22 protein-coding genes are annotated in these 26,704 nt (G+C 72.1%); 12 read left to right on the top strand and 10 right to left on the bottom strand.

Translation table 11 applies throughout. The annotated features are described in order from the left end of the window. Window positions 1-37 precede the first annotated feature (37 nt). From MFF64_RS15320 to pcaF, 3 genes are all read right to left on the bottom strand, one after another. Window positions 38-1,081 carry a KpsF/GutQ family sugar-phosphate isomerase gene (locus MFF64_RS15320; protein WP_099908358.1) on the bottom strand — a complete coding sequence of 348 codons (1,044 nt, stop codon included), beginning with the start codon at window positions 1,079-1,081 and terminating at the stop codon, window positions 38-40. Between the two features lie 132 nt (window positions 1,082-1,213). Continuing rightward, a complete protein-coding gene (locus tag MFF64_RS15315) occupies window positions 1,214-2,170 on the bottom strand; it encodes a helix-turn-helix transcriptional regulator (protein ID WP_099908359.1) in 957 nt (318 codons plus the stop codon). Between the two features lie 320 nt (window positions 2,171-2,490). Beyond that, the gene (pcaF, locus tag MFF64_RS15310; RefSeq protein ID WP_099908361.1) at window positions 2,491-3,705 is read right to left on the bottom strand and encodes a 3-oxoadipyl-CoA thiolase; all 1,215 of its coding nucleotides are present in this window, start codon (window positions 3,703-3,705) and stop codon (window positions 2,491-2,493) included. 154 nt (window positions 3,706-3,859) lie between these two features. On the opposite strand from pcaF, the gene MFF64_RS15305 reads away from it, so the two are divergent. The 6 genes from MFF64_RS15305 (at window position 3,860) to MFF64_RS15275 (ending at window position 11,493) form a co-directional block, all read left to right on the top strand. After that, the gene (locus tag MFF64_RS15305) at window positions 3,860-4,234 is read left to right on the top strand and encodes a hypothetical protein (protein ID WP_099908363.1); all 375 of its coding nucleotides are present in this window, start codon (window positions 3,860-3,862) and stop codon (window positions 4,232-4,234) included. Between the two features lie 345 nt (window positions 4,235-4,579). Continuing rightward, the gene (locus tag MFF64_RS15300; RefSeq protein WP_238191410.1) at window positions 4,580-5,776 is read left to right on the top strand and encodes an efflux RND transporter periplasmic adaptor subunit; all 1,197 of its coding nucleotides are present in this window, start codon (window positions 4,580-4,582) and stop codon (window positions 5,774-5,776) included. A gap of 14 nt (window positions 5,777-5,790) precedes the next feature. After that, a complete protein-coding gene (locus tag MFF64_RS15295) occupies window positions 5,791-8,964 on the top strand; it encodes a multidrug efflux RND transporter permease subunit (RefSeq protein ID WP_099908367.1) in 3,174 nt (1,057 codons plus the stop codon). A gap of 143 nt (window positions 8,965-9,107) precedes the next feature. Further along, window positions 9,108-9,920, top strand: coding sequence for a pentapeptide repeat-containing protein (locus tag MFF64_RS15290; RefSeq protein WP_238191408.1), 813 nt, complete (start codon window positions 9,108-9,110; stop codon window positions 9,918-9,920). A gap of 597 nt (window positions 9,921-10,517) precedes the next feature. Continuing rightward, window positions 10,518-11,216 carry an HWE histidine kinase domain-containing protein gene (locus MFF64_RS15280; protein WP_309296452.1) on the top strand — a complete coding sequence of 233 codons (699 nt, stop codon included), beginning with the start codon at window positions 10,518-10,520 and terminating at the stop codon, window positions 11,214-11,216. After that, the gene (locus MFF64_RS15275; RefSeq protein ID WP_238191401.1) at window positions 11,188-11,493 is read left to right on the top strand and encodes a hypothetical protein; all 306 of its coding nucleotides are present in this window, start codon (window positions 11,188-11,190) and stop codon (window positions 11,491-11,493) included. The genes MFF64_RS15280 and MFF64_RS15275 overlap by 29 nt, the downstream gene beginning before the upstream one ends. Before the next feature lie 151 nt (window positions 11,494-11,644). Here MFF64_RS15275 and MFF64_RS15270 read toward each other — a convergent pair whose 3' ends face one another. The 6 genes from MFF64_RS15270 to MFF64_RS15245 all read right to left on the bottom strand — a co-directional run bounded on the left by MFF64_RS15270 (window position 11,645) and on the right by MFF64_RS15245 (window position 18,987). Next, window positions 11,645-12,448, bottom strand: coding sequence for a transporter substrate-binding domain-containing protein (locus MFF64_RS15270; RefSeq protein WP_238191399.1), 804 nt, complete (start codon window positions 12,446-12,448; stop codon window positions 11,645-11,647). A gap of 111 nt (window positions 12,449-12,559) precedes the next feature. Beyond that, on the bottom strand, window positions 12,560-13,828 hold the full coding sequence (locus MFF64_RS15265) for a molybdopterin molybdotransferase MoeA (RefSeq protein WP_238191397.1): 1,269 nt from the start codon (window positions 13,826-13,828) through the stop codon (window positions 12,560-12,562). Continuing rightward, on the bottom strand, window positions 13,812-14,345 hold the full coding sequence (mobB, locus tag MFF64_RS15260) for a molybdopterin-guanine dinucleotide biosynthesis protein B (RefSeq protein ID WP_238191481.1): 534 nt from the start codon (window positions 14,343-14,345) through the stop codon (window positions 13,812-13,814). Before mobB ends, MFF64_RS15265 begins: the two co-directional genes overlap by 17 nt. A 2-nt stretch (window positions 14,346-14,347) precedes the next feature. Continuing rightward, complete coding sequence (locus MFF64_RS15255) at window positions 14,348-16,336, bottom strand: molybdopterin biosynthesis protein (RefSeq protein ID WP_238191396.1); 1,989 nt, start codon at window positions 16,334-16,336, stop codon at window positions 14,348-14,350. Continuing rightward, window positions 16,333-17,427, bottom strand: a complete 1,095-nt coding sequence (locus MFF64_RS15250; protein WP_099904135.1) for a molybdopterin-binding protein — start codon at window positions 17,425-17,427, stop codon at window positions 16,333-16,335. The genes MFF64_RS15255 and MFF64_RS15250 overlap by 4 nt, the downstream gene beginning before the upstream one ends. 519 nt (window positions 17,428-17,946) lie before the next feature. Beyond that, the gene (locus MFF64_RS15245) at window positions 17,947-18,987 is read right to left on the bottom strand and encodes a hypothetical protein (RefSeq protein ID WP_238191394.1); all 1,041 of its coding nucleotides are present in this window, start codon (window positions 18,985-18,987) and stop codon (window positions 17,947-17,949) included. 387 nt (window positions 18,988-19,374) lie between these two features. Here MFF64_RS15245 and MFF64_RS15240 point away from each other — a divergent pair, with 387 nt between their 5' ends. Beyond that, window positions 19,375-20,661: a c-type cytochrome gene (locus MFF64_RS15240; RefSeq protein WP_099903184.1), complete on the top strand. Its 1,287-nt coding sequence runs from the start codon at window positions 19,375-19,377 to the stop codon at window positions 20,659-20,661. Window positions 20,662-20,944: 283 nt separating this feature from the next. Here the strand turns inward: MFF64_RS15240 and MFF64_RS15235 are convergent, their stop codons facing one another. Beyond that, window positions 20,945-22,924 carry a 4Fe-4S binding protein gene (locus MFF64_RS15235; RefSeq protein ID WP_238191479.1) on the bottom strand — a complete coding sequence of 660 codons (1,980 nt, stop codon included), beginning with the start codon at window positions 22,922-22,924 and terminating at the stop codon, window positions 20,945-20,947. Window positions 22,925-23,107: 183 nt separating this feature from the next. On the opposite strand from MFF64_RS15235, the gene MFF64_RS15230 reads away from it, so the two are divergent. Genes MFF64_RS15230 through MFF64_RS15210 form a run of 5 tightly spaced genes read left to right on the top strand, consistent with a single transcriptional unit; the run spans window position 23,108 to window position 26,679 of the window. Beyond that, window positions 23,108-23,803, top strand: coding sequence for a biotin/lipoate--protein ligase family protein (locus MFF64_RS15230; RefSeq protein WP_238191392.1), 696 nt, complete (start codon window positions 23,108-23,110; stop codon window positions 23,801-23,803). Next, window positions 23,800-24,357, top strand: coding sequence for a DUF6505 family protein (locus tag MFF64_RS15225; protein ID WP_238191390.1), 558 nt, complete (start codon window positions 23,800-23,802; stop codon window positions 24,355-24,357). Before MFF64_RS15230 ends, MFF64_RS15225 begins: the two co-directional genes overlap by 4 nt. Then, window positions 24,357-25,364: a DUF6352 family protein gene (locus MFF64_RS15220; RefSeq protein WP_099903733.1), complete on the top strand. Its 1,008-nt coding sequence runs from the start codon at window positions 24,357-24,359 to the stop codon at window positions 25,362-25,364. The genes MFF64_RS15225 and MFF64_RS15220 overlap by 1 nt, the downstream gene beginning before the upstream one ends. Further along, complete coding sequence (locus MFF64_RS15215; protein ID WP_099903731.1) at window positions 25,364-25,873, top strand: DUF3305 domain-containing protein; 510 nt, start codon at window positions 25,364-25,366, stop codon at window positions 25,871-25,873. Before MFF64_RS15220 ends, MFF64_RS15215 begins: the two co-directional genes overlap by 1 nt. After that, the gene (locus MFF64_RS15210; protein WP_238191388.1) at window positions 25,870-26,679 is read left to right on the top strand and encodes a DUF3306 domain-containing protein; all 810 of its coding nucleotides are present in this window, start codon (window positions 25,870-25,872) and stop codon (window positions 26,677-26,679) included. Before MFF64_RS15215 ends, MFF64_RS15210 begins: the two co-directional genes overlap by 4 nt. Window positions 26,680-26,704: the final 25 nt, after the last annotated feature.

Raw genomic sequence — 26,704 nt, 5'->3', positions numbered from 1 at the left:
ATCAGGATCGATCACAGATCGACCGGGCATGCCGCCCTCACACCACCCCCGCCCGCAGGATGTCGTGGATGTGCAGGATGCCCACCGGCCGTCCGCGCTCCACCGCGAACAGCGCGGTGATCTGGCTGCGGTTCATCAGCTCCAGGGCGGCGCTGGCGAAGGTGCCGGGGGTGGTGGTGATCGGCGCAGGGGTCATGACCTCCTCGACCCGGCGGGCGAGGAGATCGCTGTGGCCGGCGCCCCGGCTCATGTGACGGCGCACGTCGCCGTCGGTGATCATGCCGACGAGCCGGCCGGCCTCGTCGACGATGCCGGCGCAGCCGAAGCGCTTGCCCATCACGGCGATCAGGGCCTCCGAGACCCGAAGGCCCCGGGGCACCAGCGGCATCTCCTCGCCGGCGTGCATCAGCTGGGCGACGGTCTTGAGCCGGGCCGCGAGCTTGCCGCCCGGGTGGAAGACCTTGAAGTCGCTGGCCGAGAAGCCGCGGCGCTCAAGGAGCGCAACCGCGAGCGCGTCGCCGAGCGCGAGCTGGATCACGCTGGACGAGGTCGGCGCGAGATTGTGCGGGCAGGCCTCCTTCACCAGCGGCAGCGGCAGCAGGATGTCGGCGGCCTGGCCGAGCGTGCTGCCCGCGTTCGCGGTCATGCCGATCAGCGTCACGGCAAAGCGCCGAGAGAAGCTGATGAGGTCGCCGAGTTCCGCCGTCTCGCCGGACCAGGACAGCGCGATGACGATGTCCTGGGACGTGATCATCCCGAGATCGCCGTGGCTGGCCTCGCTCGGGTGGATGAACGAGGCCGGCGTGCCGGTGGAGGCCAGCGTCGAGGCGATCTTGCGCCCGATATGGCCGCTCTTGCCGATGCCGGACACGATCACCCGGCCGGGAATGTCGTGGATCGCCGCGACGGCGGCGCCGAACCCGGCCTTCAGCTCGTGGTCGAGGGCGCGGGCGAGGGTCAGGAGCGCCTCGGCCTCGGTGCGGACGCTGCGGATGGCGGAGAAATGCGCCGCCTCCACCACCTGCCCGGTCTCGCCGCCCTGCGCCGCCTCGTAGCTCTCGGCCCGGTTCGAACTCTCCATCGTGCTCCTCGACCCCGACGCGTTCCTTCTGAGCCGACGAGCCTGCCGACTCATTTGCGGCCAGAATACGTGCGGTCCTCCGCCGCGCCGGCGATTTTCGCCGAAGCCCGGCCCGCCTGTGGCGCCCGGGCCTCAGGCCCCGCGCCGCGCCGCGCCGAGATAGCCCTCGACCAGGCCGGTCAGCTCGCCGGCGGTCTCGGCCACGGTATGGTCGGCGGTGTCGATCACCGCGCGGGCGCGGGCATAGAGCGGCTCGCGGCTCAGCAACACGGCCCGGATCTCCCGCAGGGCGTTGTCGCTGTCCGGCATCCGGGCCTGGACGAGGCCCTTGGCCGCCTGCTCGCGCACCCGGTGGATGTGCTCCTCCGGCCGCGCCTTGAGCCAGACGGTGAAGAACGAGGACAGCAGCAGGTCGAAGGTGACGGGCTCGGCGACGATGCCGCCGCCGGTCGCCAGCACCATCGGACCCGGCCGCTCGGCGAGCCGGCGCAGTGCCCCCTGCTCCAGGCGGCGATAGGTCTCCTGGCCGTAGATCGCGAAGATCTCCGCGACCGACAGGCCGTTCTCGCGCTCGATCTCGCGGTTGAGCTCGACGAAGGTCCAGCCCATCCGCTCGGCCAGGATCCGCCCGAGGGTCGACTTGCCGGCACCGCGAAGGCCGATCAGCGCCACGCGCTGCGTCGGGGCGTCGCCCGGGGCCGCCGCGCCCGAGAGGATGCGCTTGGCCTTGGCGATCTGGTCGGCGTTTGCCTTCTCCAGGAGGTCGCGCATCACCGGCCAGTCCGGCGGGCTCTCCACCGCTGCGATCAGATCCTCGAGCCGCACCCCCATGGCGAGCGCCACCCGGCGCAGCAGGATGATCGAGACGTTGCCCTGCCCTCCCTCGAGCTGGGCGATGTAGCGCTCGGACAGGCCGGAGGTCTGCGACAGCATCTTGCGCGACATCGCCCGCACCGCCCGCATGGTGCGGACGCGCTGGCCGAGGACCGTCAGGAACTCCGCCTCCGCATCGCCCGCCTCCGATCCGCCGGCCTCGGCGGCATTCGGCGACTCGCCGGCGTCCGGGCGTGATCCGGTTCTGCTGGACATGGCAGGCCTCACCGGGACGGAGGGGCGATGTGCCCGGGTGGCGGGAGAGCGGGGCCGGTTGGGAAATCGTGGCGGGTCATGGGATCGTTTGCGCCGCGGCACTCGTCCCGCGAGGGCGGGTGCATCGTCCGGGCGGTTCCGTGGGAAGGGCGAGAGCGTGTCATACTTAGCCCATGCCGCGCGGCCCCGCCATGGTGCAGTGCGGCACGATAGGGCGATCGAATGAATTCGAAGGATCGCCGCGAAACGTCAGGATCGCCGCGGCTCCGTCCGCGGCGGAGCGGGTGCCCTGCCCCGCTCCGCCGCCGATGGCGCGCCGTTCAGCCGACGCGCTCGACCGCCAGCGCCACGCCCTGGCCGACGCCGACGCACATCGTCGCGAGGCCGAGCCGCCCACCGCTCCGGCCGAGCTGGAGGGCGACGCTGCCGGCGATCCGGGCGCCCGACATCCCGAGCGGGTGGCCGAGCGCGATGGCGCCGCCATTCGGGTTCACGTGGTCGGCATCGTCGGGCAGGCCGAGGCCGCGCAGGCAGGCGAGCGCCTGCGAGGCGAAGGCCTCGTTCAACTCCACCGCATCGAAGTCGGACGGCTTGAGGCCGAGGCGGGCGCAGAGCTTCTCCACCGCCGGGATCGGCCCGATGCCCATCACCCGCGGCGGCACGCCCGCCGAGGCGAGGCCGAGCACCCGGGCGATGGGGGTGAGGCCGTGGCGCTCGGCGGCCTCCCGCGTCGCCAGCACCAGGGCGGCGGCGCCGTCGTTGACGCCGGAGGCGTTGCCGGCGGTCACCGTGCCGTCCTTCCTCACGAAGGGCTTGAGCTTCGCCAGGCCCTCCGCGGTGGTGTCTGCCCGGGGATGCTCGTCGCGCTCGACCTTGATGTGCCCGCCCTTGCGGTCGGGGATCTCGACCGCGACGATCTCTGCGGCGAACGTCCCGTCTCCTTGCGCACGGGTGGCGCGGGCTTGCGAGCGCAGCGCGAAGGCGTCCTGGTCCGCGCGGCCGACCTGGTAGTCCTCGGCGACGTTCTCGGCGGTCTCCGGCATCGAATCGACGCCGTACTGGTGCTTGAGCACCGGGTTGATGAAGCGCCAGCCGATCGTGGTGTCGTGGATCTCGGCCTGGCGCTGGAACGCGCCCTCGGCCTTGCCCATCACGAACGGCGCCCGGGTCATCGACTCGACGCCACCCGCCACCGCGAGGTCGAGGTCGCCGGCCCGGATCGCCCGCGCCGCCGCGCCGACCGCGTCGAGGCCGGAGGCACAGAGGCGGTTGAGGGTCAGGCCCGGCACCCGCTCAGGGTAGTCGGCGAGGAGCAGGGCCATGCGGGCGACGTTGCGATTGTCCTCGCCGGCCTGGTTGGCGCAGCCGAGGAACACCTCCTCGACCGCCTCCTTCAGGGCCGGGTTGCGCCGCACGAGTTCCGCCAGCGGTACGGCCGCGAGGTCGTCCGCCCGCACCTTGGCGAGCGCGCCGCCGTAGCGGCCGATCGGCGTGCGCACGTAATCGCAGATGTAGACGTCCCGCGGCGCGCTCATGGGGTCTCCTCCCGGCATTGCTTTCGAAAAACCGGTACGGCGGTGCGCCGGTTCGATCAAGTCCCCGGCCCCGACCGTCCGGACTTCGCGCGGGCCCTGACAGAATGTCGCGGCGTCTTGTGCGGTGCGGCTGGAACCCCCACTGTCCCGTTCCGTGACCGGTCGTTTCTGGACATCCCTCGCGCGTTTCTGCGCGACCGCCTTTCTCGGCCTCGGCCTCGCCCTTCTGGCGATGTCGGCGGCGGATGCCGCGGGCGGCCGTCCCCAGCCCGTGCTGCGCGCGGCGCAAGGTGCCTCGCCGATGGCGAGCCTGCACGCGCACTGGGTGAAGAGCCCGGCCTGCACCCTCACGGCGAGCGGCGTCGACAATCCCCGTCCAGACGATGGCGGGGCCGCGAGCGTGATCCTCGCCGGCCCGGCCGAGGACACGGCGGCAGGCGCCGCCGCCCTGCGGCCCCCACGCCGCCTCGGCGCCCTCGTCCAGGCCGGCGCCGCCCTGCCCGAGCGCCCGCCGAAACGCAGCGCCTGACGGCGCCGGTCCGGCTCCCGCTGCCGAACCGGACGTAGCGTCATATCTCCGCCTCGGAACCCTGCGAGCCTCTTGACGGGACGAGCCGTTCGGCGACCATCCTCGGTTCGACCGATGCCGTGCGCCTGTCCGACGTCGAGAGCCGGACCGATACCGATAACGACGCCCGACCGAGCCGCGCCGCGTTCTGCCCTCGAGCCGCGGACCGCGGCTCGCCCAGACCGCGAAGCCCGGGCCCGCCAGGCCTGGACCCATGCCTGGACTTATGCCTGGCCCCTCATGCCCGGAAGCCCGGCGGCGCGCTGCGCCGTGGTGGCTTCCCCACCGAGCAGGAAAGACCGACCCGTGACCCAACGCCGCCGCATCCTCCTCGGAGCGACCGCCCTCTTCCTCGGGCTCGCCGCCTGCAAGCCGGCCGAGCAGGCCGCCGCCCCCGCGGCCCCGACGGCCCCGCCGGAAGTCTCGATCGTCACGGTCAAGCACCAGCCGATCCCCTACGAGCGCGACCTGCCCGGCCGCGCCGCGCCGACCCGCATCGCCGAAGTGCGAGCCCGGGTCGCCGGCCTCGTCATCAAGCGGACCTTCGAGCAGGGCAGCCAGGTCAAGGAGGGCGACCTCCTCTACAAGATCGACCCGATGCCGTTCCGGGCCGACCTCGCCAGCGCCGAGGCGACGCTGGCCAAGGCCGAGGCCGCCCTGGTGCTGGCCCGCCAGCAGGCGGAGCGCCTGGAGACCCTGCTTACCCGCCAGACCGCGAGCCAAGCGCAGTACGACGCCGCCTTCGCGGCCCAGAAGCAGGCCGAGGCCGAGGTCGCCGGCGCCAAGGCCGCCCGCGACCGCGCCCAGCTCAACCTCGGCTACACCGACGTGCGGGCGCCGATCTCGGGCCGCATCGGCCGAGCCCTCGTCACCGAGGGTGCGCTCGTCGAGCAGGGCGCCGCGAGCAACCTGGCGACGATCCAGCAGCTCGACCCGATCTACGTCGACATCACCCAGTCCGTCGGCGAGCTGAACAAGCTGCGCCGCGACCTCGCCAGCGGCGAGCTCGACCGCCTCGCCGCCGACGTGGCGAGCGTGCGCGTCATCATGGACGACGGCTCGCTCTATCCGGAGCCCGGCCGGCTGCTCTTCTCCGACGTGACCGCCGACCCGAGCACCGGCCAGGTGACCTTGCGCGCCGTGGTGCCGAACCCGCACGGCGAGCTGTTCCCCGGCATGTATGTCCGCGCCCGGATCAAGCAGGGCATCGATTCCGACGCCATCGCGGTGCCGCAGCAAGCGGTGCACCGCTCGAATGACGGCCGCGCCCAGGTCTGGCTCGTCGGTCAGGACGAGAAGGTGGTGCTGCAGCCGGTCGAGGTCGGCCCGGTGGTCGAGGGCCAGTGGGTGATCCGCGACGGGCTGAAGGAGGGCGACCGCGTCGTCGCCGAGGGCTTCCAGAAGATCGTCGCCGGCACCAAGGTCGCGGCCGTGCCGTTCGAGACCACCACGATGGCGGCGGCGGGCGCGCATCCCGCGCCGGCCTCGACCGAGCAGCGCTGAGGGAGGACCGCACCTTGGCCAGCTTCTTCATCGACCGGCCGATCTTCGCCTGGGTCGTCGCGCTGTTCATCTGCCTCGGGGGCGTGCTGACGATCCCGATGCTGCCGGTGGCGCAATACCCGATCATCGCGCCGCCCTCGATCGCCCTCTCGACCGCCTTCCCGGGCGCCTCGGTGGAGGATCTCTACACCGGCACGACGCGCCTCATCGAGGATGAGCTGAACGGCGCGGCCAACATCCAGAGCTTCGAATCGGCGAGCGACTCGTTCGGCGTCATCGAGATCACCGCCAATTTCGAGCCCGGCACCGATCCCGGCTATGCCGGCGTCGAGGTGCAGAACCGCCTCAAGCGCGTCGAGGCGCGGCTGCCCGCGGAAGTGCGCCAGCAGGGTATCCTGGTCGAGGAGGCCTCGGCCGCGACCCTCAACATCATCACTCTCGTCTCCAAGGACGGATCGATGGACGAGGTCGCGCTCGGCGACTTCCTGATCCGCAACGTCATCAACGAGATCCGCCGCATCCCGGGCGTCGGGCGCGCCACCCTGTACTCGACCGAGCGCAGCTTGCGCGTCTGGATCGATCCCGACAAGCTGCGCGGCCTGTCGCTCAACGCCTCCGACGTGACGCAGGCGATCACGCGACAGAACGTCCAGATCGCGTCCGGCGCCGTCGGCGCTCAGCCGAGCCCGGAGGTCCACAAGGTCAACTTCCCGATCGTCGTGAAGGGCCAGATGCGGGCCCCCGAGGAGTTTGGCGCGATCGTGCTGCGCGCCAACCCGGACGGTTCGACAGTGCGCCTGCGCGACGTCGCCCGCATCGAGCTCGGCGGCGAGGACTACAAGTTCACCACCCGCCTCAACGGCGGGCCGGCCGCCGGCATCTCGGTGACGCTCGCCCCCGACGGCAACGCGCTCGACACCGCCAAGGCCATCCGCGCCAAGATGGAGGAACTGTCGCAGTTCTTCCCCGACACGGTGAAGTGGGACATTCCCTACGACATCACGCCGGCGGTCGAGGCCTCGATCGAGAAGGTGCTCCACACCCTCGTCGAGGCGGTGGTGCTGGTGTTCATCGTGATGTTCCTGTTCCTGCAGAACATCCGCTACACCCTGATCCCGACGATCGTGGTGCCGATCGCGCTGCTCGGCACCTGCACGATCATGCTGCTCGCCGGGTTCTCGATCAACGTGCTCACCATGTTCGGCATGGTGCTGGCGATCGGCATCCTGGTCGACGACGCGATCGTGGTGGTCGAGAACGTCGAGCGGATCATGTCCGAGGAGGGCCTGTCGCCGAAGGAGGCGACCCGCAAGGCGATGGGCCAGATCACCGGCGCGATCATCGGCATCACGCTGGTGCTCGTCGCGGTGTTCATCCCGATGGCGTTCTTCCCCGGCTCCGTCGGCATCATCTACCGCCAGTTCTCGATCGCGATGGTGACCTCGATCGCCTTCTCGGCCTTCCTGGCGCTGTCGCTGACCCCGGCGCTCTGCGCCACGCTGCTGAAGCCGGTCGAGGCTGGGCACGGCCACGCCAAGCGCGGCTTCTTCGGCTGGTTCAACCGGATCGTCGACCGTGAGACCGCCCGCTACGGCCGCGGCGTCGCCTGGGCCGTCGCCAAGGCCGGCCGGATGATGGTGGTCTACCTGATCCTGGTCGCGGGCGTGGCCTACGCGTTCGTGCGCCTGCCCGAGGGCTTCCTGCCGGTCGAGGACCAGGGCTTCTTCACCGTCGACATCCAGACCCCGCCGGGCTCCTCGTTCAACCGCACGCTCGCGGCGGTGAAGAAGACCGAGGAGTACCTGATGGCCCAGCCGGGCGTCGCCACGGTCACGATCGTCAACGGCTTCTCGTTCTCGGGCCAGGGCCAGATGACCTCGCAGGCCTTCGTGACGCTCAAGCCCTGGTCGGAGCGCGGCAAGGACCAGTCGGCCGCGGCGCTGGTGGCCGGCACCAACAAGGCGATGGCGGGCTACCGCGACGCGGTGATCCAGGCGCTGGAGCCGCCGCCGATCGACAACCTCGGCAACGCCTCGGGCTTCAGCTTCCGCCTCCAGGACCGGGCCCAGAAGGGCTACGCGGCGCTGATGGCCGCCCAGGAGCAGCTCTTGTCGCTCGCCCGCAAGAGCCCGATCCTCAAGAACGTCTACGTCGAGGGCCTGCCGCCCGCGCCGCAGGCGGAGCTGGTGATCGACCGCGAGAAGGCGGCAGCGCTCGGCGTCAACTTCGCCGACATCAACGACACGATCCAGGTCAATCTCGGCTCGGTCTACACCAACGACTTCCCCAACCGGGGCAAGATGCAGCGGGTGATCGTCCAGGCCGAGGACGGCCAGCGCCTCAATGCCACCGACCTCCTCAACTACAGCGTCAAGAACCATCTCGGCACGATGGTGCCGATGTCGTCCTTCGCCGACCTGAAGTGGAGCGTCGGCCCGGCCCAGATCATCGGCTTCAACGGCTACCAGTCGGTCCGCTTCACCGGCGAGCCGGCGGCGGGCTTCACCTCCGGCGAGGCGATCGCCGAGATGGAGCGGCTGATGACGCAGCTGCCGAAAGGCTTCGGCTACGCCTGGACCGGCCAGTCGCTGCAGGAGAAACAGGCGGGCTCTCAGGCGACCCTGCTCCTCGCCCTCTCGGTGCTGATCGTGTTCCTGTGCCTGGCCGCGCTCTACGAGAGCTGGTCGATCCCGCTCGCGGTGATGCTCGTCATCCCGCTCGGCGTGATCGGCTCGGTCGCCGGCGTCCTCATCCGGGACATGCCCAACGACGTGTACTTCAAGATCGGCCTCATCACGATCATCGGCCTCTCGGCCAAGAACGCGATCCTGATCATCGAGTTCGCACGCGAACTCTGGAGACCCGGCACGAAGCTCGTCCCGGCCACGATCGAGGCCTCGCGCCTGCGCTTCCGGCCGATCGTGATGACCTCGCTCGCCTTCATCTTCGGCGTCGTGCCACTCGCGATCGCGACCGGCGCGGCCTCGAAGAGCCAGCAGGCGATCGGCACCGGCGTGATGGGCGGGATGATCTCCGCCACTGTGCTGGCGGTGATCCTGGTCCCGGTCTTCTTCGTCGTCGCGATGCGGTTCTTTCAGCGCAAGCGGGTGCGGGAGGAGAACCTGGATTCGGCGCCGGGGGCAGTGCAGGCGCCCGAGCCGGTGCGGGAGCACGCGCACGGGCATTGAGGGGCCTCGCGCGGGCCGGCTCTCCCGGCCCGCGCGGTCTTTGGCCGTTCGTGCCCCTCGCCTCGGGGACGGCGTGGTGCTCTCTTGTGGGCAACCGGCAGGCGCTCGATCAATCGGCGCCGCACCCCGATGGGAGTGACACGATGCGCGCCCTCGTCTCGAATCTCGCACTCTTCGCCGCGCTTGCCGCCCTGGCGGCGGGCCCGGCCGGTGCCGAGCAGGACATGCTGCTCGGTGCCGACATGGCCTCGCCCGCGATGACGCGGGCCGAGGTGAGCCGGGCCGATATCGAGGCGATGATCGCCGGGGCCGCGGGCCGGCCGATCGATCTCTCGAACAAGGCCCTGTCCGGTCTCGATCTCTCTGGCCTGGACCTCCGGGGGGCGAACCTGCGCACCGCGCGCCTGAACCGGGCGAGCCTGCGCGGCACCGACCTGAGCGGTGCCAATCTCGAGCAATCCTGGTTCCTCAAGGCCGACCTGTCGGGGGCAAAGCTTGTCGGGGCGCGGATGTTCGGCATCACCGCTCGGGAGGCCAATCTCAGTGGCGCCGATCTCAGCCGCTCGGTGCCGATCGGCGATTTCCGGGGTGCCATCATGAGCGGCGCGATCCTCGCCGATCTGAAGGGCGGGGCCGATATCAAGAACCAGTCCATGGGATTGATGCGGACGGTGTTCGTGTCGGTGAACCTCTCCGGGGCGAACCTGCGGGGCGCTGATCTCGGCCGTGCCCGGCTCGACTTCGCCGACCTGCGCGGCGCCGACCTCACCGGTGCGGTGCTGATGGGCGCGGACCTGTCCGGCGCCGACCTGACCGGCGCCACCGTTGCGGGAGCGGAGTTCAGGAATGCCGATGTCGGCGGGGCGCGGCTCCTCGGCCTCAAAGGGGAGGACAGGGCGTTGGGCTGGGCGGAGCGTGTGAATGCGGAACGGGCGATCGCCCGGAGAGCCGATTAGGAGTGAGGTGCAGGCGGACCGGTCATGGCAAGGGACTGCCGGGGGCGGGAAGCCACCGTTGCAGCCCGAACCGAGCCTATGCGCAGCAGGCCGGGTTCCAGCCTTACCCCGGACTGAGGACGAGGGAGGTCGCACCGGACATCGAGGACGAATGGCTCGCCTTCTACGACCGGGTCTCGTCGAGCGGCATGTCGGAGACGAAGGAGAGCTTCAACGACGGTCTGAAGCGCTGGTATCGGACGCAGTGCAGCCGCATCGGCCCGGAGGGAAGCCCGCTGCTCGGTTTCGTGTTCGAAGATATCACGGAGCGCAAGGCCGCCGAGCAGGAAATAGTGAGATCGAACCAGCTTTTGCAGGCCACCTTCGACAGCTCGCTGCAAATTCTTCAACTCTTCGAAGCTGTGCGAGACGCGAACGGTGCGATCGGCGATTTCGATTGGCTGCTCACCGACAAGCAATGGAATGATCGATGGGGACCCAGAGCAGGCCAGCGCTCGTTGACGGAGAATCCGGCAGTCGTAGAGTCTGGCATCTGGGGCAAATTTCTGGAGGTGATGGAGACCGGCACCCCGATCACCCACGAGAACTTCTACGCTCATGATCAATTCGATGGCTGGTTCCTGCAGACGATCGCCCAAGCCAACGACGGCATCTTGCTCTCCACGCTGGACATCACCGACCGGAAGCGAGCCGAGATCGCCGTGCGCGAGAGCGAGGAGCGCTTCGCGCAGTTTGCCAACGCCTCGGCCGCGGGCCTGTGGCTGCGCAATGCCGCGACGCTCGCCATGGAGTATCTCAGCCCTGCCATCCAGACGATCCATGGCACTCCGCCCGACGCCATCCTCGGCGAGGTTCAGCGCTGGGCGGCTCTCCATCGTGCCCGAGGACCGCGACGTCGCCCTCCGACACCTCGAACACGCGCGTCGGGGCGAGACGGCCGTGCACGAGTTCCGCATCCGGCGGCCCTCGGACGGCGCATTCCGCTGGATCACGAACACCGACTTTCCCCTTCGTGACAATGGCGACATCCCGCGCGTCGGCGGCATCGCCGAGGATGTGACCGAAGCCAGGCTCGCCGCCGAGCATTCGGCCGTGCTGCTGGCCGAGCTGCAGCACCGCGTGCGCAACATCATGGCGATGATCCGTTCGGCGACCTGGCGCACCGGCGAGCAGGCCGCGAGCGTGCCCGAATACGCCGAGCTGATGATCGGCCGCCTGCTCGCCCTCGCGCGTCCAGGCGCTTTTGACCCGCGCCGCCGATGCCAGCATGGGCATCACCGGTATCGTGCGCGATGAAGTGAGCGTTCAGGCGCAGCATGAAGGGCAGTACGACCTCGACGGGCCGGAGGTCGTACTGTCTCCCGAAGTTGCGGAGGTGCTGACGCTGGCCTTGCACGAACTGGCGACCAACGCCTTGAGTACGGTGCCCTGTCCGCGGCGAACGGCATGGTCACCGTCCGGTGGACGGTCTTCGAGAAGCGCGGCAATCCTTGGCTGGCCTTTGCGGCTGCAGAAGCCGTTTCAGCTTCGGCAGATCGTCGGCGCGGTGGCAAGGCTGCGGACGGCCGCCTAGCCCGGAAGCCGACGCTCCGGACCTCTCGACGCGGCTCCGGTCCTGCCTGACCGTTCCGCGGCGCGAGCCGCGATGGAACGATCGGGCGAGCGCGGCCGGCGCAGGGATCCCGGGGCCCGGACCGATGCCGGCGCCCGTCCCGAGCCGGCCATCATTTCATGTTGGCGGTGAAGATCCGGTCGAACTCGCCCGAGGCCTTCGCCAGGTGCAGCCACTGGTCGACATAGGCCTTGAACACCGTGTCGCCCCGCGGCAGCAGGAAGCCCATCTCGCCGTACTGGAGCGGCCGGTCGGGGTTCACCGCGCACAGGCCGGGATGCAGCGTCTCCTGGAGCTTCACCTCGACGGATTCGGCGACCATGACGTCGGCGCGGCCCTGCGCGATCTCCTGCCAGATGACGCGGTTGTCCGGGAAGAGCTGGATCTGCGCCTTGGCGAGGTTGGCGCGGGCGAACCGCTCGTTGGTGCCGCCGGGATTCACGACGACGCGGGTCGAGGGCTGGTTGATGGTCTCCGTCGTCTGGTACTTGGCGACGTCCTCGCAGCGCACGATCGGCGCCTTGCCGTTCACGAGATACATCTCGCTGAAGAACGCCTCGCGCTGCCGCGGCAGCGTCACCGAGATGCCGCTCATCGCGACGTCGCACTTGGCCTTGAAGTCGGCGAGCAGGTTCGACCACTTGGTCTGGATGAAGACCGCCTCGGCATCGAGCGACTTGGCCAGCGAGCGGCCGAGATCGATGTCGATGCCGACGAAGTCGTTGGCGCCGTCGGGACGGTACGAGAACGGGCGGTAATCGCCGGTCGTGCAGACGTTGAGAACCTTGCGCTCGATGATGTGGTCGAGGCGCGAGGGCTCATCGGCCGCGAAGGCCTGCGTCGCCGCGAGCGCCACCGTCGCACCGGTCACCAGCCGGACCGTCAACGAACCCACACCCAGGGAACCCAAACCCATGACCCCGACTCCGCGTCCGACGCGCCTGTGACGCCGGAAGCGTAAGCATGCGGATGCGGGTCGTCCAGGACGTCGTGTCACGGACGTGACACGGTCTATGGGCCTCCCGCCTCACCACAGCAGCGGGTGGCGAAAAACCTCGATACGATTTCCCTGCTCCACGCCCGTCATCGCCTCCGGCAATTCGGCGAGCCCGTCGCTGCCGGTGAGGGACGAGAGCACGCCGGCGCCGTCGCGCGGGAACTTCACCGCCTCCACCACCCCGTCGGCGCCCCGTCGCAGCGAGACGCGGACGTATTCCCGCCGCCCGGCCTTCTTGGCGTAGCGGAAGGCGGCGCGGGCGGGCTCGCTCGGTGGCACATCCAGGAGGGCGCCGCCGAGGCGGGCCAGCAGCGGGCGGACCACGAACAGCAGCGTGACGTAGACGGCGACCGGATTGCCCGGCAGGCCGACGAAGGCGGTGTCGCCGATGAGCCCCATCGCCACCGGCCGGCCGGGCTTGACCGCGAGGCGCCAGAACACCAGCCGGCCCGCTTCCTCCACCGCCGCCTTGACGTGGTCCTCCTCGCCGGTCGAGACGCCGCCCGAGGTGAGGATGAGGTCGTGGCCGGCCGCCGCCGCCCGGAGGCGGTCGGGCAGGATAGCGGGGTCGTCGCGCAGGATGCCGAGGTCGCTCACCTCGGTGCCGAGGCGGCGCAGGAGCGCGATCAGGAGCACGCGGTTCGAATCGTGGATCGCGCCCGGCCGCAACGGGGCGCCCGGCTCGGCCAGCTCGTCGCCCGTCGAGAAGACCGCGACCCGCAGGCGGCGGCGCACCGCGACCGTCGCGTGGCCGGTGGCGGCGGCGAGCGCGAGATCCGGCGGGGTCAGGCGGCGGCCGGCGGGAATCACGAGGCTGGAGCGGACGACGTCCTCGCCGGCGAGCCGCCGGTTGGCGCCGGGTTTGAGGCCGGCGGGCAGCGCGACCGTGTCGCCCTCGCGCCGGACGTCCTCCTGCATGAACACCGTATCGGCCCCCGGCGGCATCGGCGCCCCGGTGAAGATCCGTATCGCGCCAGCTCTGAGCCCGGCACTCTCCGGCGTGGCACTCTCCGGCGCGGCGCCGGCGGGCATGCGGCCGCGCACCGGCAGCACCGTCTCGGGCCCCGCCGCGAGGTCGGCGAAGCGCACGGCGTAGCCGTCGACGGCGGAATTGTCGAAGGGCGGCAGGTCGAGGCCGGCCAGAACGTCCGAGGCGGCGATGCGCCCGTCGCCCTCGACGAGGGGCACTGTCTCGATCCCGGCGAGCACCGGCAGCCGCTCGCCGATGAGGGCGGCGGCCTCCTCGACCGAGAGAAGCGGGCCGCCGAAGGCGAAGCAGTCGTCAGTCAGCTGCGCCATGAGAAATCAGCCTCTCCAGAACCGCGGCGAGGGGCTCCGACCGCGCCAGAACGATATCGGCGACCGCCTCCACCGCGTCGAGAGGCACGACCGGACGGCCGGCCTCCGGAAACGGGTGATCGCTCGCCACCGCGACAATGCGGGGATCGTCCGGGTGGAGCGGCGGGCGACCGTTGGCGTGGCGGTAGACCTCGAGCTTCGGATGCGCCTCGCGCTTGAAGCCCTCGACCATCACGAGGTCGCAAGGGGAGACGAGGCGCAGCAGCCCCGGCAGGCGCGCCTCCTCCTCGACCTCGCGGATCTGCACGACGCGGCGGCTCGACGAGACGATCACCTCGGAGGCGCCGGCCTCGCGGTGGCGAAAGGAATCCTTGCCGGGCTGGTCGACGTCGAAGGCGTGGTGGGCGTGTTTGAGCGTCGCGACCCGCAGGCCCCGACCGCGCAGGATCGGGATCAGCCGCACGAGCAGTGTCGTCTTGCCCGCCCCGGACCAGCCCGCGAGGCCGATCACCCGCATCGTCACGCTCCCTCCCGGGCGAAGCCGAGGCCGGCGAGGTCGGAGGCCAGGGCCGGATCATCCAGGAGGCCTAAGAACGTCGCCAGCGCCGGCTCGTCGCGGCGGGCCTCGCGGTAGGCGAAGTCGTAATGCTCCCCGGTCAGCGGCAGGAAGCCGAGGCCGTAAGCGTCGGCCACCGTGGAGATCGCCACGCCCCAATCGGCCCGGCCCTGCGCCACCGCCGCCGCGACGGCGTTGTGCGAGCGCGGCTGGTTCCAGTAGCCGGCGGGCCGGGCGCCGTTCAGCAGCCCCTCGACCAGCGCCCGCGTGCCGGCGCCGGTGTTGCGGTTGACCATCACGGCGTCGTCGTCGGCGAGGAGCCCGGCCACTGCGTCCTGCGCGGAGCATCCCTCGAAGCGAGGATCGCCGGGCCGGAACACCACGCCCTGCAGCCGGCGCCAGCCCGGCGCCAGGGCGAGGCCGGGGGTCAGGTAGGGCGCGTTGTAGCGTCCGGTCTCGGGGTCCAGGAGGTGCATGGCGGCGAGGTCGCATTCCCCACGGCGCAACGCCGCGAGGCCCCCGGCCGAACCGACCCAGAGCGTGCGGGCCGAGACGCCGCGGCCGGCGAGGTGCCCGACCAGCCGGTCGAGCCCGAGGCAGTGGCTGCCGACGATCATCAGGTCCGGCGGCCGTGCCGCCCGGCCGATCCGGGACACGCGGACGGTCTCGCCGGCCTCGATCCCGGCGCGGTTCGCCGGCACCGCGAAGAACCCGTCGGCCTGAGAGAACGCCGTGACCGCGCCCGAGCCCTTGGCGAGGGGCAGGGCCACGAACCCTTGCTCTCCCGGCCCGTCCGTGCCGCGGGAGAGTGCCGCCATCACGTATTCGGTGCGGCCGAGCTCGGAGACGAGGCGCTGCGGCAGGTGCGCCTCCACGCTCTCCTCCTCGCGGGCGGGCAGGCCGGCGAGCGCCCGGATCAGCGGCACCACGAATTCGTGGAAGGTGAACATCGCCGAGGTCGGGAAGCCCGGCAGCACCACCACCGGAACGCTGCCGGCCAGCGCCAGGCAGAGCGGCTTGCCGGGCTTGAGCGCCACGCCGTGGATCAGGATGCCGGGCTCGCCCAGCCGCGACAGGATGCGGTGGGAGACGTCGCCCGCCCCCTTCGAGGTGCCGCCCGACAGGACGACGAGATCGGCCGTCGCCAGGGCGGTCCGGAGGGCGTTCTCGAGCGCGGCCTCGTCGTCCGGCACGATGCCGCCCGGCATGGCGAGGCCGCCATTCTCGGTCACGCTCGCCGCCACGATGGCGCCGTTCGAATCGTAGAGCTGAGCCGGAGCCAGGGCCGAGCCCGGTGACACCAGCTCGTCCCCGGTGGAGAGAACCGCGACGCGGGGCCGGCACACCACCGCGACCTCGGCGAGGCCGCAGGCCGCCAGCATGCCGATCTCGCGGGCGGTGACCAGGGTGCCGCGGCGGAGCACCGTCTCGCCCCGCGCCATGTCGGCGCCCGCGTAGCCGACGAACCGGCCCGGACCCACCGACTGGCCCAGGGCGATCGCCGGCTCCGGCCCGTCCTCGAAGTCGGTCGCCTCGATCATCACCACCGCGTCGGCACCGCGCGGCAGCACGCCGCCGGTGGCGATCGGCGTCGCGGTGCCGGGACCGACGATGTGGGCGGGCGCGACCCCGCAGGCCAGGATCTCGCGGTTGAGGACGAGGCGGCGCGGCTCCGCCTCGCTCGCCCCCTCGGTGTCGGCGCTCCGCACGGCGAAGCCATCCACCAGGGCGCGGTCGAAGGGCGGCACGTCGATCGGCGAGGCGATGTCGGCGGCGAGCACCCGGCCCAGCGCCTCCGGCAACGGCACGGTCTCGGGCGGCAGCGCCGCGTGCGGCACGGCCTCGCGCCAGCGCGCCATCGCCTCGTCCCGGCTCACCACCGCCAGGAACTGCTCCTGGCGCGAGGAGGCGGCGAGACGGGTGAGGACGGTGTCGGCGGGGGAGAGGGTCAAAGCGGCAGCACCTCGACGGGGGTCCCGGCGGGATAGCCCTCGCGGGCCGGCGGCACCAGCAGGGCGGCGTCGGCCCGGACCAGACGGTGGAGCGGGATCTCGGCCCCGCCGAGGGGGGCGGCGCCGGCGCCGCTCCGATGCAGGAACACCACCTCCGTGAGGCCGATGACGGAGACGACCTTGCGGGTGAGGGCCACGGTGTGCGTCGCGTCGGGACCGGCGCCGGCGAGGGCCGCCAGCAGCGGCCGGCCCAGCGCGAGCCAGGCGGCGAGGGCCGCGTCCGGCCGGCCCGGCAGCAGCAGCACCGGCCGCCCCGCCGCCTCGCCGAAGCCGGCGCTCTCGCCGGGCCGCAGGGCGATGCCGTGGGCGTGGAGCCGCCCGGCCCGCGCCAGGGCGGCGGCGCTGGCGTCGCTCCGCCCGGGTCCGGTGCCGCCGATCACCACCACGGCATCGGCACCGGGGTCCCGCAGGGTGTCGGCGAGAGCGCCGGCTTCCGCCGGCCGCACCGCCGAATCGACGGCGGCGCCGCGGGCGGCGATCCAGGCGCCGAGCAGTGGCGAGAGGGTGTCGGGCGCGGCCGCGAGGAGCCGCAGGCGCGGCCGGCGCACCGGGACCTGTGCGAGGCCGGCCGCGGCGAGGGCGAAGGCCTGCAAGGCACTCACCCGCTCGCCCGCCGCCACAAGGCGTGCGCCGGACGGCAACTCGGCCCCGGGCGCGCGGGTGCCCTCCCCCGTCGCGGCCTCGGCCTCGATGTCCCGCGGATCGGGACCGGTCGCCTCGGGCGGCAGCAGGGCGTCGGCGCCGGCGGGCAGCGGCGCGCCCGCCTCGACCCAGGCGGGGGCATGGGCGAGCCGTACCGGCGCGTAGGACGAGGCGCCGACGATCCCGGCGGCTTTCACCGCCCAGCCGTCGCGCAGGGCGGTTCGCGTGTCCGGCCGGCCGGCCGCGACCGCGACGTCCTCCGCCGCCACGGCGCCCATGGCGTCGGCCGCCCGCACCGTCACGGCCGCGACCGGACGCGCCAGAGCGACGAGCGCCGCCACCGCCTCGGCGAGCGGCATCAGCGCGGCGGTGGACGCCCGCGGCGTCACCGGCGGGTGCCCGGATGGGAGGGCGAGGCCATGAGGTTGTCCTGATCCCGGGACGGAGGTGAGCCGATGCGGCAAGCGTCGGCGGGGATCAAGGTTTCGGCGCCGGGCGGCGGACCCGGCGGAGAAAATGTCGCGGGAGCAGCGACCGGGTGGATGCCTGGCACGCGCCGCACCGGCCCTCAGCCGGGCGCGAAGGCGGGATGGGACCGTACCGCCCCGGCCGGCCTCTCGTCCCGGACGCGCAGAGCCTGGACATACGTTGCCGGGACACCCGCGAGGACGAGGGGGGGTGCTGAGCGAGGCCGGACCGGCGGTCGAACCCGGGATCGCCCAGCACGACGCAGCCGCCGGCCCCGCGCGCCGCGAGATCGGCGAGCCCGGCGCGGACCAGGGCCGCGCCGGGGCCCTGCCGGCGCCATCCGTGGAAGACGGCGGCAGAGCGGCAGAGGGCGACTCTGCTGATCATCTTCCTCACTCATGTTTACCGCCGAGCCGGTATCCGCCTCGGCGGGTGAGATTCTAGGCTGTGATCGCCGCGCCGCCGGGCAGCGTGACCCCGAAACGCTCCTTCAGCCACGCGCCGATCCTGGCCTCCTCGTCCTCGGCCCGGGCGAGCGGCACGAAAGGCTTCCCGTCGAAGTAGCGCGGCGTCGTCCCAGGCCCGTCCGGCGAGCCGTGGTCGGCATCGATCGATGCGCGCCAGTACGCGGCGTGGTTCGCCCATTCCTCCCGATCGACGAGAGTCGGGGCATCGAACCAGACGTTCCAGGTCAGGATGTTCTTCGGCTGCAGGATGTTGCCCGAGGCAAGGTTGAACGCGTCCATGACCAGGGCATTGAACTCGTCGACCAGTGCGTGCCCGGTCGGGACGATCGGACCGATCTCCACCGCCACGTTGGCGACGCCCCAGGCCTCGCTCTCGTGCCGGGCGAAGGGCGGGCTCTCGAAGCCGTTGGCCAGACCCGAGCGTACCGCGATGGCCGGCACGTCCGGCTGGCCGATCTGGTGGAGCGTGACCTGGATCGCGTGGGCCTTGTCGAGGGGGAAGGGCAGGCCCCGCTCGTCGAACAGGGCCTTGATGACGGCGTAGGCCTCCTTGTCCCGCGCGCTGGGGCCGAACCAGACCTTGCCGGCCACGGTCATGTCGGCGGCGAGCAGGTCGTACTCGCGGTTCGTCACGCTCTCGTCGACCCAGCCACGCTGGCCGGTGACGCTGACCTCGATGTTCAGGCTGCCGAGGGTCGGCGAGGCCGAACCCTGCTGCGGGCAGATGATCGACCAGATCCGCCCGGTCGCGTCGTAGCCGGCGCGGGAGATGTCGGGCGCGAACATCTGGAAGCAACGCGATTCCGGATCGCCCGGGACCGTCTCCCAGCTGAATTCCGGCCAGAGGACGTGGACCTGCCGCTCCAGCTTGTCGATGTTCGCCATGTTGTCGAGCAGCGGAAGCGACGCCAAAACCGGCTCGGGATAGGCGAAAGCCAGGTTGGACGTCGAGAAGCCACCTTTCCAGCCGGGCACCGGATCCTTGTTCACCGGAATGATCTCATTCGACGTCATGCCCGACTCCGCCCCTTGAAGTAAAATATTATCAGACGATCCGGCCGCGGATCGCGGCGACATCGCCACAATATTGTTTTTCGATCGAGGGCGTCAACGACGAGATAATTTCATAGGCGAACTCCATTTTTCCAGAAGATCCCATTGACTTTGCGTACTCTGGTTGGAGTGCGAGGATGTGACATGGCGAAGTCGATTCGTGAGCCCGGGCGCGAAGGGGCTCAGGCCGGGAACGGATCGGGCCGGGTTCGATCGCCGTCCAGGGGTCTGCGAATCCACCTCGCCCGCCATCTCCCTGCCGAGATGCCGGAGCCGTGGCGTTCCGGCCTCTTCCCGGCCCGGGACCGGGGCGCGTAGACCCGGTCCACCCCGCCCGGACCGTACCGCATGCCTGCCTCCCTCCGACTCGCCCTCGCCGCCTCACTCGCCGCGTTCCTGGGGGCCCTCGCCGTCACGGCCCGCGCCGAGGCGCCGATGCGCGGCCATGGCGGACCGGTGCGGGCGCTCGCCGTGACGGCGGACGGGCAACGCGCGCTCTCCGGCAGCTTCGATGCCTCGGCGATCCTGTGGTCGCTCGAGGACGGGGCGGCGCTGCGGGTGCTGCGGATCCATGACGGGGCGGTGAACGCCGTTTCGCTCCTGCCCGATGGGGGGCTCCTCACCGGCGGCGAGGATGGGCGGATCGCCCTCTGGCGCGACGATTCCGGGCCCGAGCGGATCCTCGCGACCCATGCCGGCCCGGTCTCCGGCCTCGCCGTGGCGCCGGACGGGCGGCGGATCGCCTCCTCGTCCTGGGACGGCACCGCCCGGATCACGCCCCTCGACGGCGGCCCCGCCCTGGTGCGGGAGGGGCACCAGGGCAACGTCAACGGCGTCGCGTTCCTGCCCGACGGGCGCCTCGTCACCGCGGGCTACGACGGGACGGTGCGGATCTGGCCGGAGGCGGGGCCCGCCGTCACGGTGCAGCTCGAAGGCCCGGCCAACGCCGTGACGGCCGCCGCCGACGGCGAGATCGCGGCGGCGGGCGCCGACGGCAGCCTGTACCTGCTGCGGCCGGACGGCGGCATCCGCGCGCGCCTGGAGGTCGGCCCCCGGCCGGTGGTGGCCCTGGCGCTCTCCCCCGACGGGCGCAGGCTCGCCGCCGCGACGGTGGGCGGCGCGGTGGCGGTCATCGATCGGGACGAGGCGCGGGTGCGGCTCACCCTGGTCGGGCCCGGCCTGCCGGTCTGGTCCCTGGCCTTCCGCGGCAACGACGAACTCGTCACCGGCGGCGGCGACCGGCTGGTGCGGCGCTGGGACCTGCGCACCGGCGAGCCGATCGGCCCCCTCGCCATGACCCGGCCGGCGGACGCGCTGGCAGGTTTCGCAGGCGACCGGGGCGCCGAGGTGTTCCGCGCCTGCGAGGCCTGCCACACCCTGACCCCGGATGGCGGCAACCGCGCCGGGCCGACCCTCCACGGCGTGTTCGGCCGCCGCATCGCGACGGTGCCGGACTACCCCTACTCCCCGGCCTTCCGGCGGCTCGACATCGTGTGGACGCCTGAGACCATCGCCCGCCTGTTCGAGATCGGCCCCGCCCGCTTCACCCCCGGCACCAAGATGCCCGAGCAGACGATCACGACGGCGGAGGACCGGGCGGCCCTGGTGCGGTTCCTGGAGGAGGCGACGCGGTGAGGCGGGCTCGACCGGAGCGCGGTCCGCAACAATCGCAGCATCCGTCGGGAGGATCGCCGCGCCTGGGACGCGTACGATCCGGAGACCATGTGGGCGAAGCTCGAAGACCGGGCCGCACTGGTACTCGACCGCCTCAACGTCGCCTCTGAGGCCTACCGCCGGACGAGTTACTACGGCTGACGCACCGGCACCAGCCACGGCTCGCAGCTGGCGACCGGGATCGACGTTCCGGTCGTCATCGGTGACTTGTCCCGGATCGCCGGCGGCATCAGGGCGTGACCCCTCACGCCCCCCGCGCCCGGAAGTAATCCTCCGAGGTCCGCGGCCGGTTGCTTTCCGCCGCGTGCGGGTCGAAGCCCTCGTTGAGGACGTGCGAGACCCGGCAGGTGTCGCACATCATCAGGGCCTTGATCCGCTGCTCGCCGGCCTGCCCGGCGAACATCCAGTGCCGGTCGCGTAGGCGGCCGATCACCCGCTCGATGGTGCTGCGGGTGCCGAAGGGCTTGGCACAGGCGATGCAGTCGAACGGCTCCTCCTCCTTGAGGACCCGGCGCGGCGCCGCCCAGGCGGCGAAGTCGAGCTGCGGCACGAGGCCGATCACATCCTCCGGGCAGGTCGCGGCGCAGAGGCCGCATTGCACGCAGGCGCTCTCGGCGAAGGTCAGGCGCGGGCGGTCGGGATCGTCGGCGAGCGCCCCCGTCGGGCAGGCGCCCACGCAGGCGTGGCAGAGGGTGCAGGCCTCGGTCTTGAAGGCGAGGCTCCCGAAGGGCGCGCCGGCATCGAGCGGCACTCGGTCGACGGGCTGCGGCGCAGCGTGGTGCAGCTCCGAGACCGCGAAGCGCAGCACGCTCCGGACGTCGCCGTCCGGCATGAAGCCCGACGGGACCGGGGCGGGCGTGCCGCGGGCGCCCGCCGCGAGGGCAGCTCCCAAGGCCTCCGGATCGTCGGTCTCGATCAGCGAGATGACAGCTCCCCCCGAGGCCGGTCCGTAGCCGAGGGCCTGCGCCACTGCGTCGAACCGGGCGGCGTTGCGGGCGAGGGCTGCGACGTCGTGCGTCGGCTTGCCCCGAACGAGGAACCGCACCGCGCCCGCGCCGTAGGCGAAGGCTGCCGCGATCGTCTCGGGGCCGATCTGCGTCACCTCGTTGACCGGGAAGGGCAGCACGTCGGCCGGCAGCCCATCGTCGAAGCGGGCGAGCGCGTCGATCAGCGGCGCCCCATGCGCCTCGTCGTGGATCAGCAGCACCGGGGCGGTGCCGCCCGCCTTGCGATAGGCGGTGAGCAGGGTTCGCAGGCGCCGCATCAGCGCGTCGGCCGGTGGCAGGGCGTAGGCTGCCGCTCCGGTCGGGCAGACCGAGGCGCAGGAGCCGCAGCCGGCGCAGACGTGAGGATCGATGGCGACATGGTCGCCGGCGGGCGCGATGGCGCCGGTCGGGCAGACGTCGAGGCAGCGGGTGCAGCCGGTGATGCGCGAGCGCGAATGGGCGCAGAGCTCGGCGTGGAAATCGACGAAGCGGGTCTTGTCGAAGGTGCCGACGAGGTGGGAGGCCTCGAACAGCACCCGCTCGACCGCCGCCGGGTCGCGGGGATCGGCCCGCAGATAGCCGCTGCGCAAGCCGTGGGCCGGGAAGAGCGGCGTAAAGCCGGTGAGGTCGATCACGATGTCGCAGGTCGAGGTCGCCCCGTCCCGGGGCGGCCCGAATTCCAGCCTCCGCCGCGAAGAGGGCAGCGGCAGGGCGGTGTCGTCGACCCGCAAGCTGAACGCGCCGAGATGGCCGGTCGCCGCCCGCACGGTTCCCTTCAGCACCGGGATCTCGCCGGAGCGCGGCGGCGCCACCTCGCCGGGGCGGGAGAGCAGCACCGTGACGTCGAGGTGGTCGGACAGCCGCCTTCCGGCCTCGATCGCGACCTCGTCGCGGCCATAGACCAGGGCGACGCCCCGGCTCTCGAAGCTCACGCTCGCCGGGCTCGGCATCGGCTCGGCGGAGGCGGCCAGCAGCGCCGCCATCTTCGGCCCCGCCGCGTCCGCCTCCGACGACCAGCCCGCATTCTCGCGGATATTGGCGAAGGCGACGCGGTCCTCGGCGCCCAGCTCCTCGGCCACCTCGCGGAAGAGCGGCGCCTTGAGGGTACAGGACACGGTGACGGGGCTGCCCGACGCCAAGGCCGCGCGCACCCGCTCCAGCTCGCGCCCGCAGAGCTGGTCGCCCGTCTCCAGTTGGCCGCCGCAGGCCTTGCCGATCGCCGCCGCATTGAGGGGCATGCTGCCCTCGCAGGAACAGGCGATCACGATCCGATCCGACACCACAGGATTCTCCGACCGGGCACGCGGCTCAGCGGTTCCGCCGGCTCCGGGAGCCGGGGCCGGCCGCGCCCCTGGGGCGTCATGCCCCTTGTTCACCGCTCCAGCGCTATATACGAGCCGTTAAAAAGAACGACCCGACACGTGCGCGCAGGCAACGCCATCCCCCTCATGACCCTCGCGGATCCCTCCGGCCTGATGCTGCCTCCCGCCTTCCGGCCGCTGCGTCTCACGGACGCCTCCGCCGGGACGGCGCACGAGCGGGCCTGCGCGCTCGCCCGGGGCGACGACGAGGCCGCCGGCACCCTGGTGGTCGGGGCCCGGCCCGGCACGGTGGAGGTCGCCGTGGTGCTGGCCCCCGAGGAGCCTTTGTCCGTCGCCCGCCGCGTCGGGCTCGTCGGCCTCACGGCGCTCGCCGAGGCGGTCGGCAGCCACGCCCCGCCCGACAAGCCGGTGACGCTGGATGCCGCCGGCACCCTGTTCTTCGACCGTGCCCGGCTCGGCGGCGGGCGCCTGGGCTGGCCGCAGGCTTGCGCCGAGGAGGCGGTGCCGGACTGGCTGGTCTTCTCCGCCATGCTGATCGCCTCCAAGCGCGAGGCCGGCGATCCCGGCCACACCCCCGGTTCGACCTCGCTGGAGGAGGAGGGCTTCGAGGCCGGTGCCGACGCGCTCGTCGAGAGCTTCGCCCGCCACCTGCTGCGCGGGCTCTCGCTCTGGGCCGAGGACGGTCCCGCCGCGGCGCTCGCGCGGGGCCGCGATTATCTCGACGCCGATCCGGAGACGGTGCACCTCGACGGGACCGGCTGGTTCGACCCGATCCGGGGAGGTCCGCGCCTGTGAGCCTCAAGCTTCCCCGCACCCTGCGGCTCGACCCCTCCGACACCCTGGTCTTCCCCGACGCCGCCCCGCCCGGCGAATGGGCGGTGACCGGCAGCTTCCTCTTCCTCGACGAGGATCCGGCGGCGCTGACCGGCAAGGCCCGGGCGGCGTTCCGGGCCGGCTTCCTCGGCATCGACTCCTTCGGCTTCTCGACCCTCGTGGTGGTGAGCGACGCGAGCGAGGCCGAGCGCGCCGCCGCGACCGAGGTCTTGGCAGGGCAGTTCCAGGCCCGTCTCGGCGCGCCGGACCGGGACAGCGCCCTGGCCGCCGCCCGCGAGGAGATCGCGGTGGCGGAATCGCTCTGCGGCCCGCCGGTCGGCACGGTGCTGGCGCTGCACCGCACCCTGGAAGACGGCGAGATCCGCGAGCGCTTCCGGGCCTTGCGCCCGCGGGAGGGCGCCGTTCCCGGCACCGACCGGCGCCACGCCTATGCCCGTGCCTTCGATTTCTACGAGACCGACGAGGCGCCCGAGGAGCGGGTCGACCTCGCGGGCCTGCTCAATGGAAAGCCTTGATGACCGAGTTCTGGGTCTCGAGCGGCCATCACCTCACCCGGCGCGACGAGGGCGGCGGCCTCGCCGTCACCGACGAATTGCTGCTGGCCTATCTCGCCCGGCCCGAGCTGGTGCCGCCGGACGAAGCCTGCCCGGCCGAGCGGGCCCTGCACGCAGCGCTCCTCGGCGATCCCCGCCGCCCGGTCACACCGGCGGAGATCGCGGCCCTGGCGGATGCCGATGCGCGGGAGAACTGGGGTTTCATCCTCGCCTTCCGCGACCGGCTGCTCGCCGCGCGCTCCGTCGAGTCGGCCTATCTCGACCTCGTGCGGCAGGGGGCTGCCGGTACGCCGCCGCTGTTCCTCAACCAGCTCGTCCACCTGATCCTGCGCAACGCGCTGGACGGCTGTGACGACCCCTACACCTTGCGCGCCGCCGAGCTGTTCTTCCGCCCGCAGCGGGCCTCGGTGACCGACGGGTCGCTGCTCCTCGCCGATGCCGAGCTGATCGACGAGGCGGAGGGCGCGCGGGGCCAGTCGCCCCTCGTGGCGATGCTCGGACGCGAGCCGGTGTCCGAGCTCGACGTGCTCACTCCCGACAATGCCTGGACCTACTGGAGCCGGTCCGACGCGTTCAGCATGGCGCTCAATCTCGGCGCGGATCCGAGGAGCCGCGAGGGACTGGCGCGGGCGATCGAGGCCTTCCTGCGCCACCTGATGGCGGTGGATGTGGCGGTCGCGCCGCTCCCCGCGATCGAGGACAAGGACTGGCGCTGGTTCGTCGGCCTCGACGCGGAAGGGACGCGGATCGGCAATGCCCTGTGGCGCGGCGAGCCGGTCGACGCCGCGACGGCGGAGCGGGTGATCGCCCTGTTCCGGCTCACGGTCCTCGATCCCGCCCGGGCCGACCCGCGCGTCGGCGACCGGCCGGTCTACCTGCTGCTCGCCATGACTCGCGACCGGATCGTCACGATGAAGCCGCAGAACCTGATCGCGGGCCTTCCCGTTGTCGTGACGGGAGAAGCCTGATGAGCACGCAGCTGATCCTCGTCGGGGTCGTGGTTGCCAAGCGCAAGCTGAAGGGCCCCTGGGCGAGCCATGCCTGGCTGCCCGTCGCAGTGCTGCCGGGGCAGCCCGGTACCGCGCCCTGGACCCGGCTCTCGGCCTCGGAGGACGAGGAGACCTTCTACGCCGGCTCCTACGAGGTCGAGCTGCACCCGGCGGAGACCGCCCATTACGGCGACAATCTCGCGGCGGCGCAGCCCTCGCTCTGGGTGGCCCTGCGCGAGACGGCGCCGGAGACCTACGCGGTCGCAACCGTGACGGCCGACCCCTACGAGGGCGAATCGCTGGCGGAGGGCATCGGCGAGATCGTCGAGGCGGTGCCGATGCCGCCCGAGATCCAGGCCGAGGTCGGCGCCTTCTACCGGGCGTTCCACGTCGAGCGGGTCTTTCACAAGCGCAAGCGCGACCGGGCCGACCCGGAGGCGCTCGCACGCCAGGGAGCCGGCGCGCGGCGCCGGACGGAGGAGCCGTGAGCGACGGCTTCCTCGCCCGCTGGTCGCGGCGCAAGCGCGACGAGGCGCGCCGCCCCGCCGCTCCCCCGGCGGCCGCCCCGGACGCCGCGCCGTCGGTCGAGGCTGCTGCGGCGGCGCCCGTCGAGGACGAAGGCGCCTTGAGCCCCGAGGAGCTGGCCCGGCTCCCCTCCCTCGACGCGCTGACCGCTGCGACCGACCTCGCGCCGTTCCTGCGGGCCGGCGTGCCCCGGGCCCTGCGCAACGCGGCATTGCGCCGGATGTGGTCGGTGGATCCGGCGATCCGCGACTTCGTCAGCGAGGCCCGCGAATACGCCTATGACTGGAACACCCCCGGCGGCGTGCCGGGCACCGGAGGCCTCATCCCGGCCGAGGACGTGCGGGCGATGGTGGAGCGGGTGTTCGGGGGTGGCGGGGAGGAGAAGGACGCTCCCGCCGAGGCCGACAGGGACGAGGCGGGCATCGGTCGTCTCCCGCCTCCCGTTGAGCCGGCGCGAATCCCGGTCACCCCTGAAGAACAACCCGTTTTGGATCCTTGCCCTCTCTCCTCCTCCCTGTGGACAGCAGATGGTGCAGGAGGCACCGCCGAGCCTCACGCGCGACCACTCCCACCTCCAGTTCCTCCCCAGACGCTCGACCGATCCCGGGCTGTCCCGGGACCGGCTGGGGATGACAGGAGTTTCGCCGTGATGCGGCCGTCCCAAACGGGAGAGGAGCCCTCGCGGAACTCGCTGGACCACCGCGAAAAAGCTCCCGGTTCCCCCGCCCCGCCCCGCCTGCGACGTCATGGCGGGGCGCTGCCGATTTGAAGCATTAGAAAGTCGAATTGCGCCC

The sequence above is a fragment of the Methylobacterium frigidaeris genome (genome assembly GCF_022179185.1).
GTDB classification, from domain to species: Bacteria; Pseudomonadota; Alphaproteobacteria; order Rhizobiales; family Beijerinckiaceae; genus Methylobacterium; species Methylobacterium frigidaeris.
The sequence above is the reverse complement of the archived record's forward strand: the minus strand, read 5'-3'. Positions and strand labels throughout refer to the sequence as shown.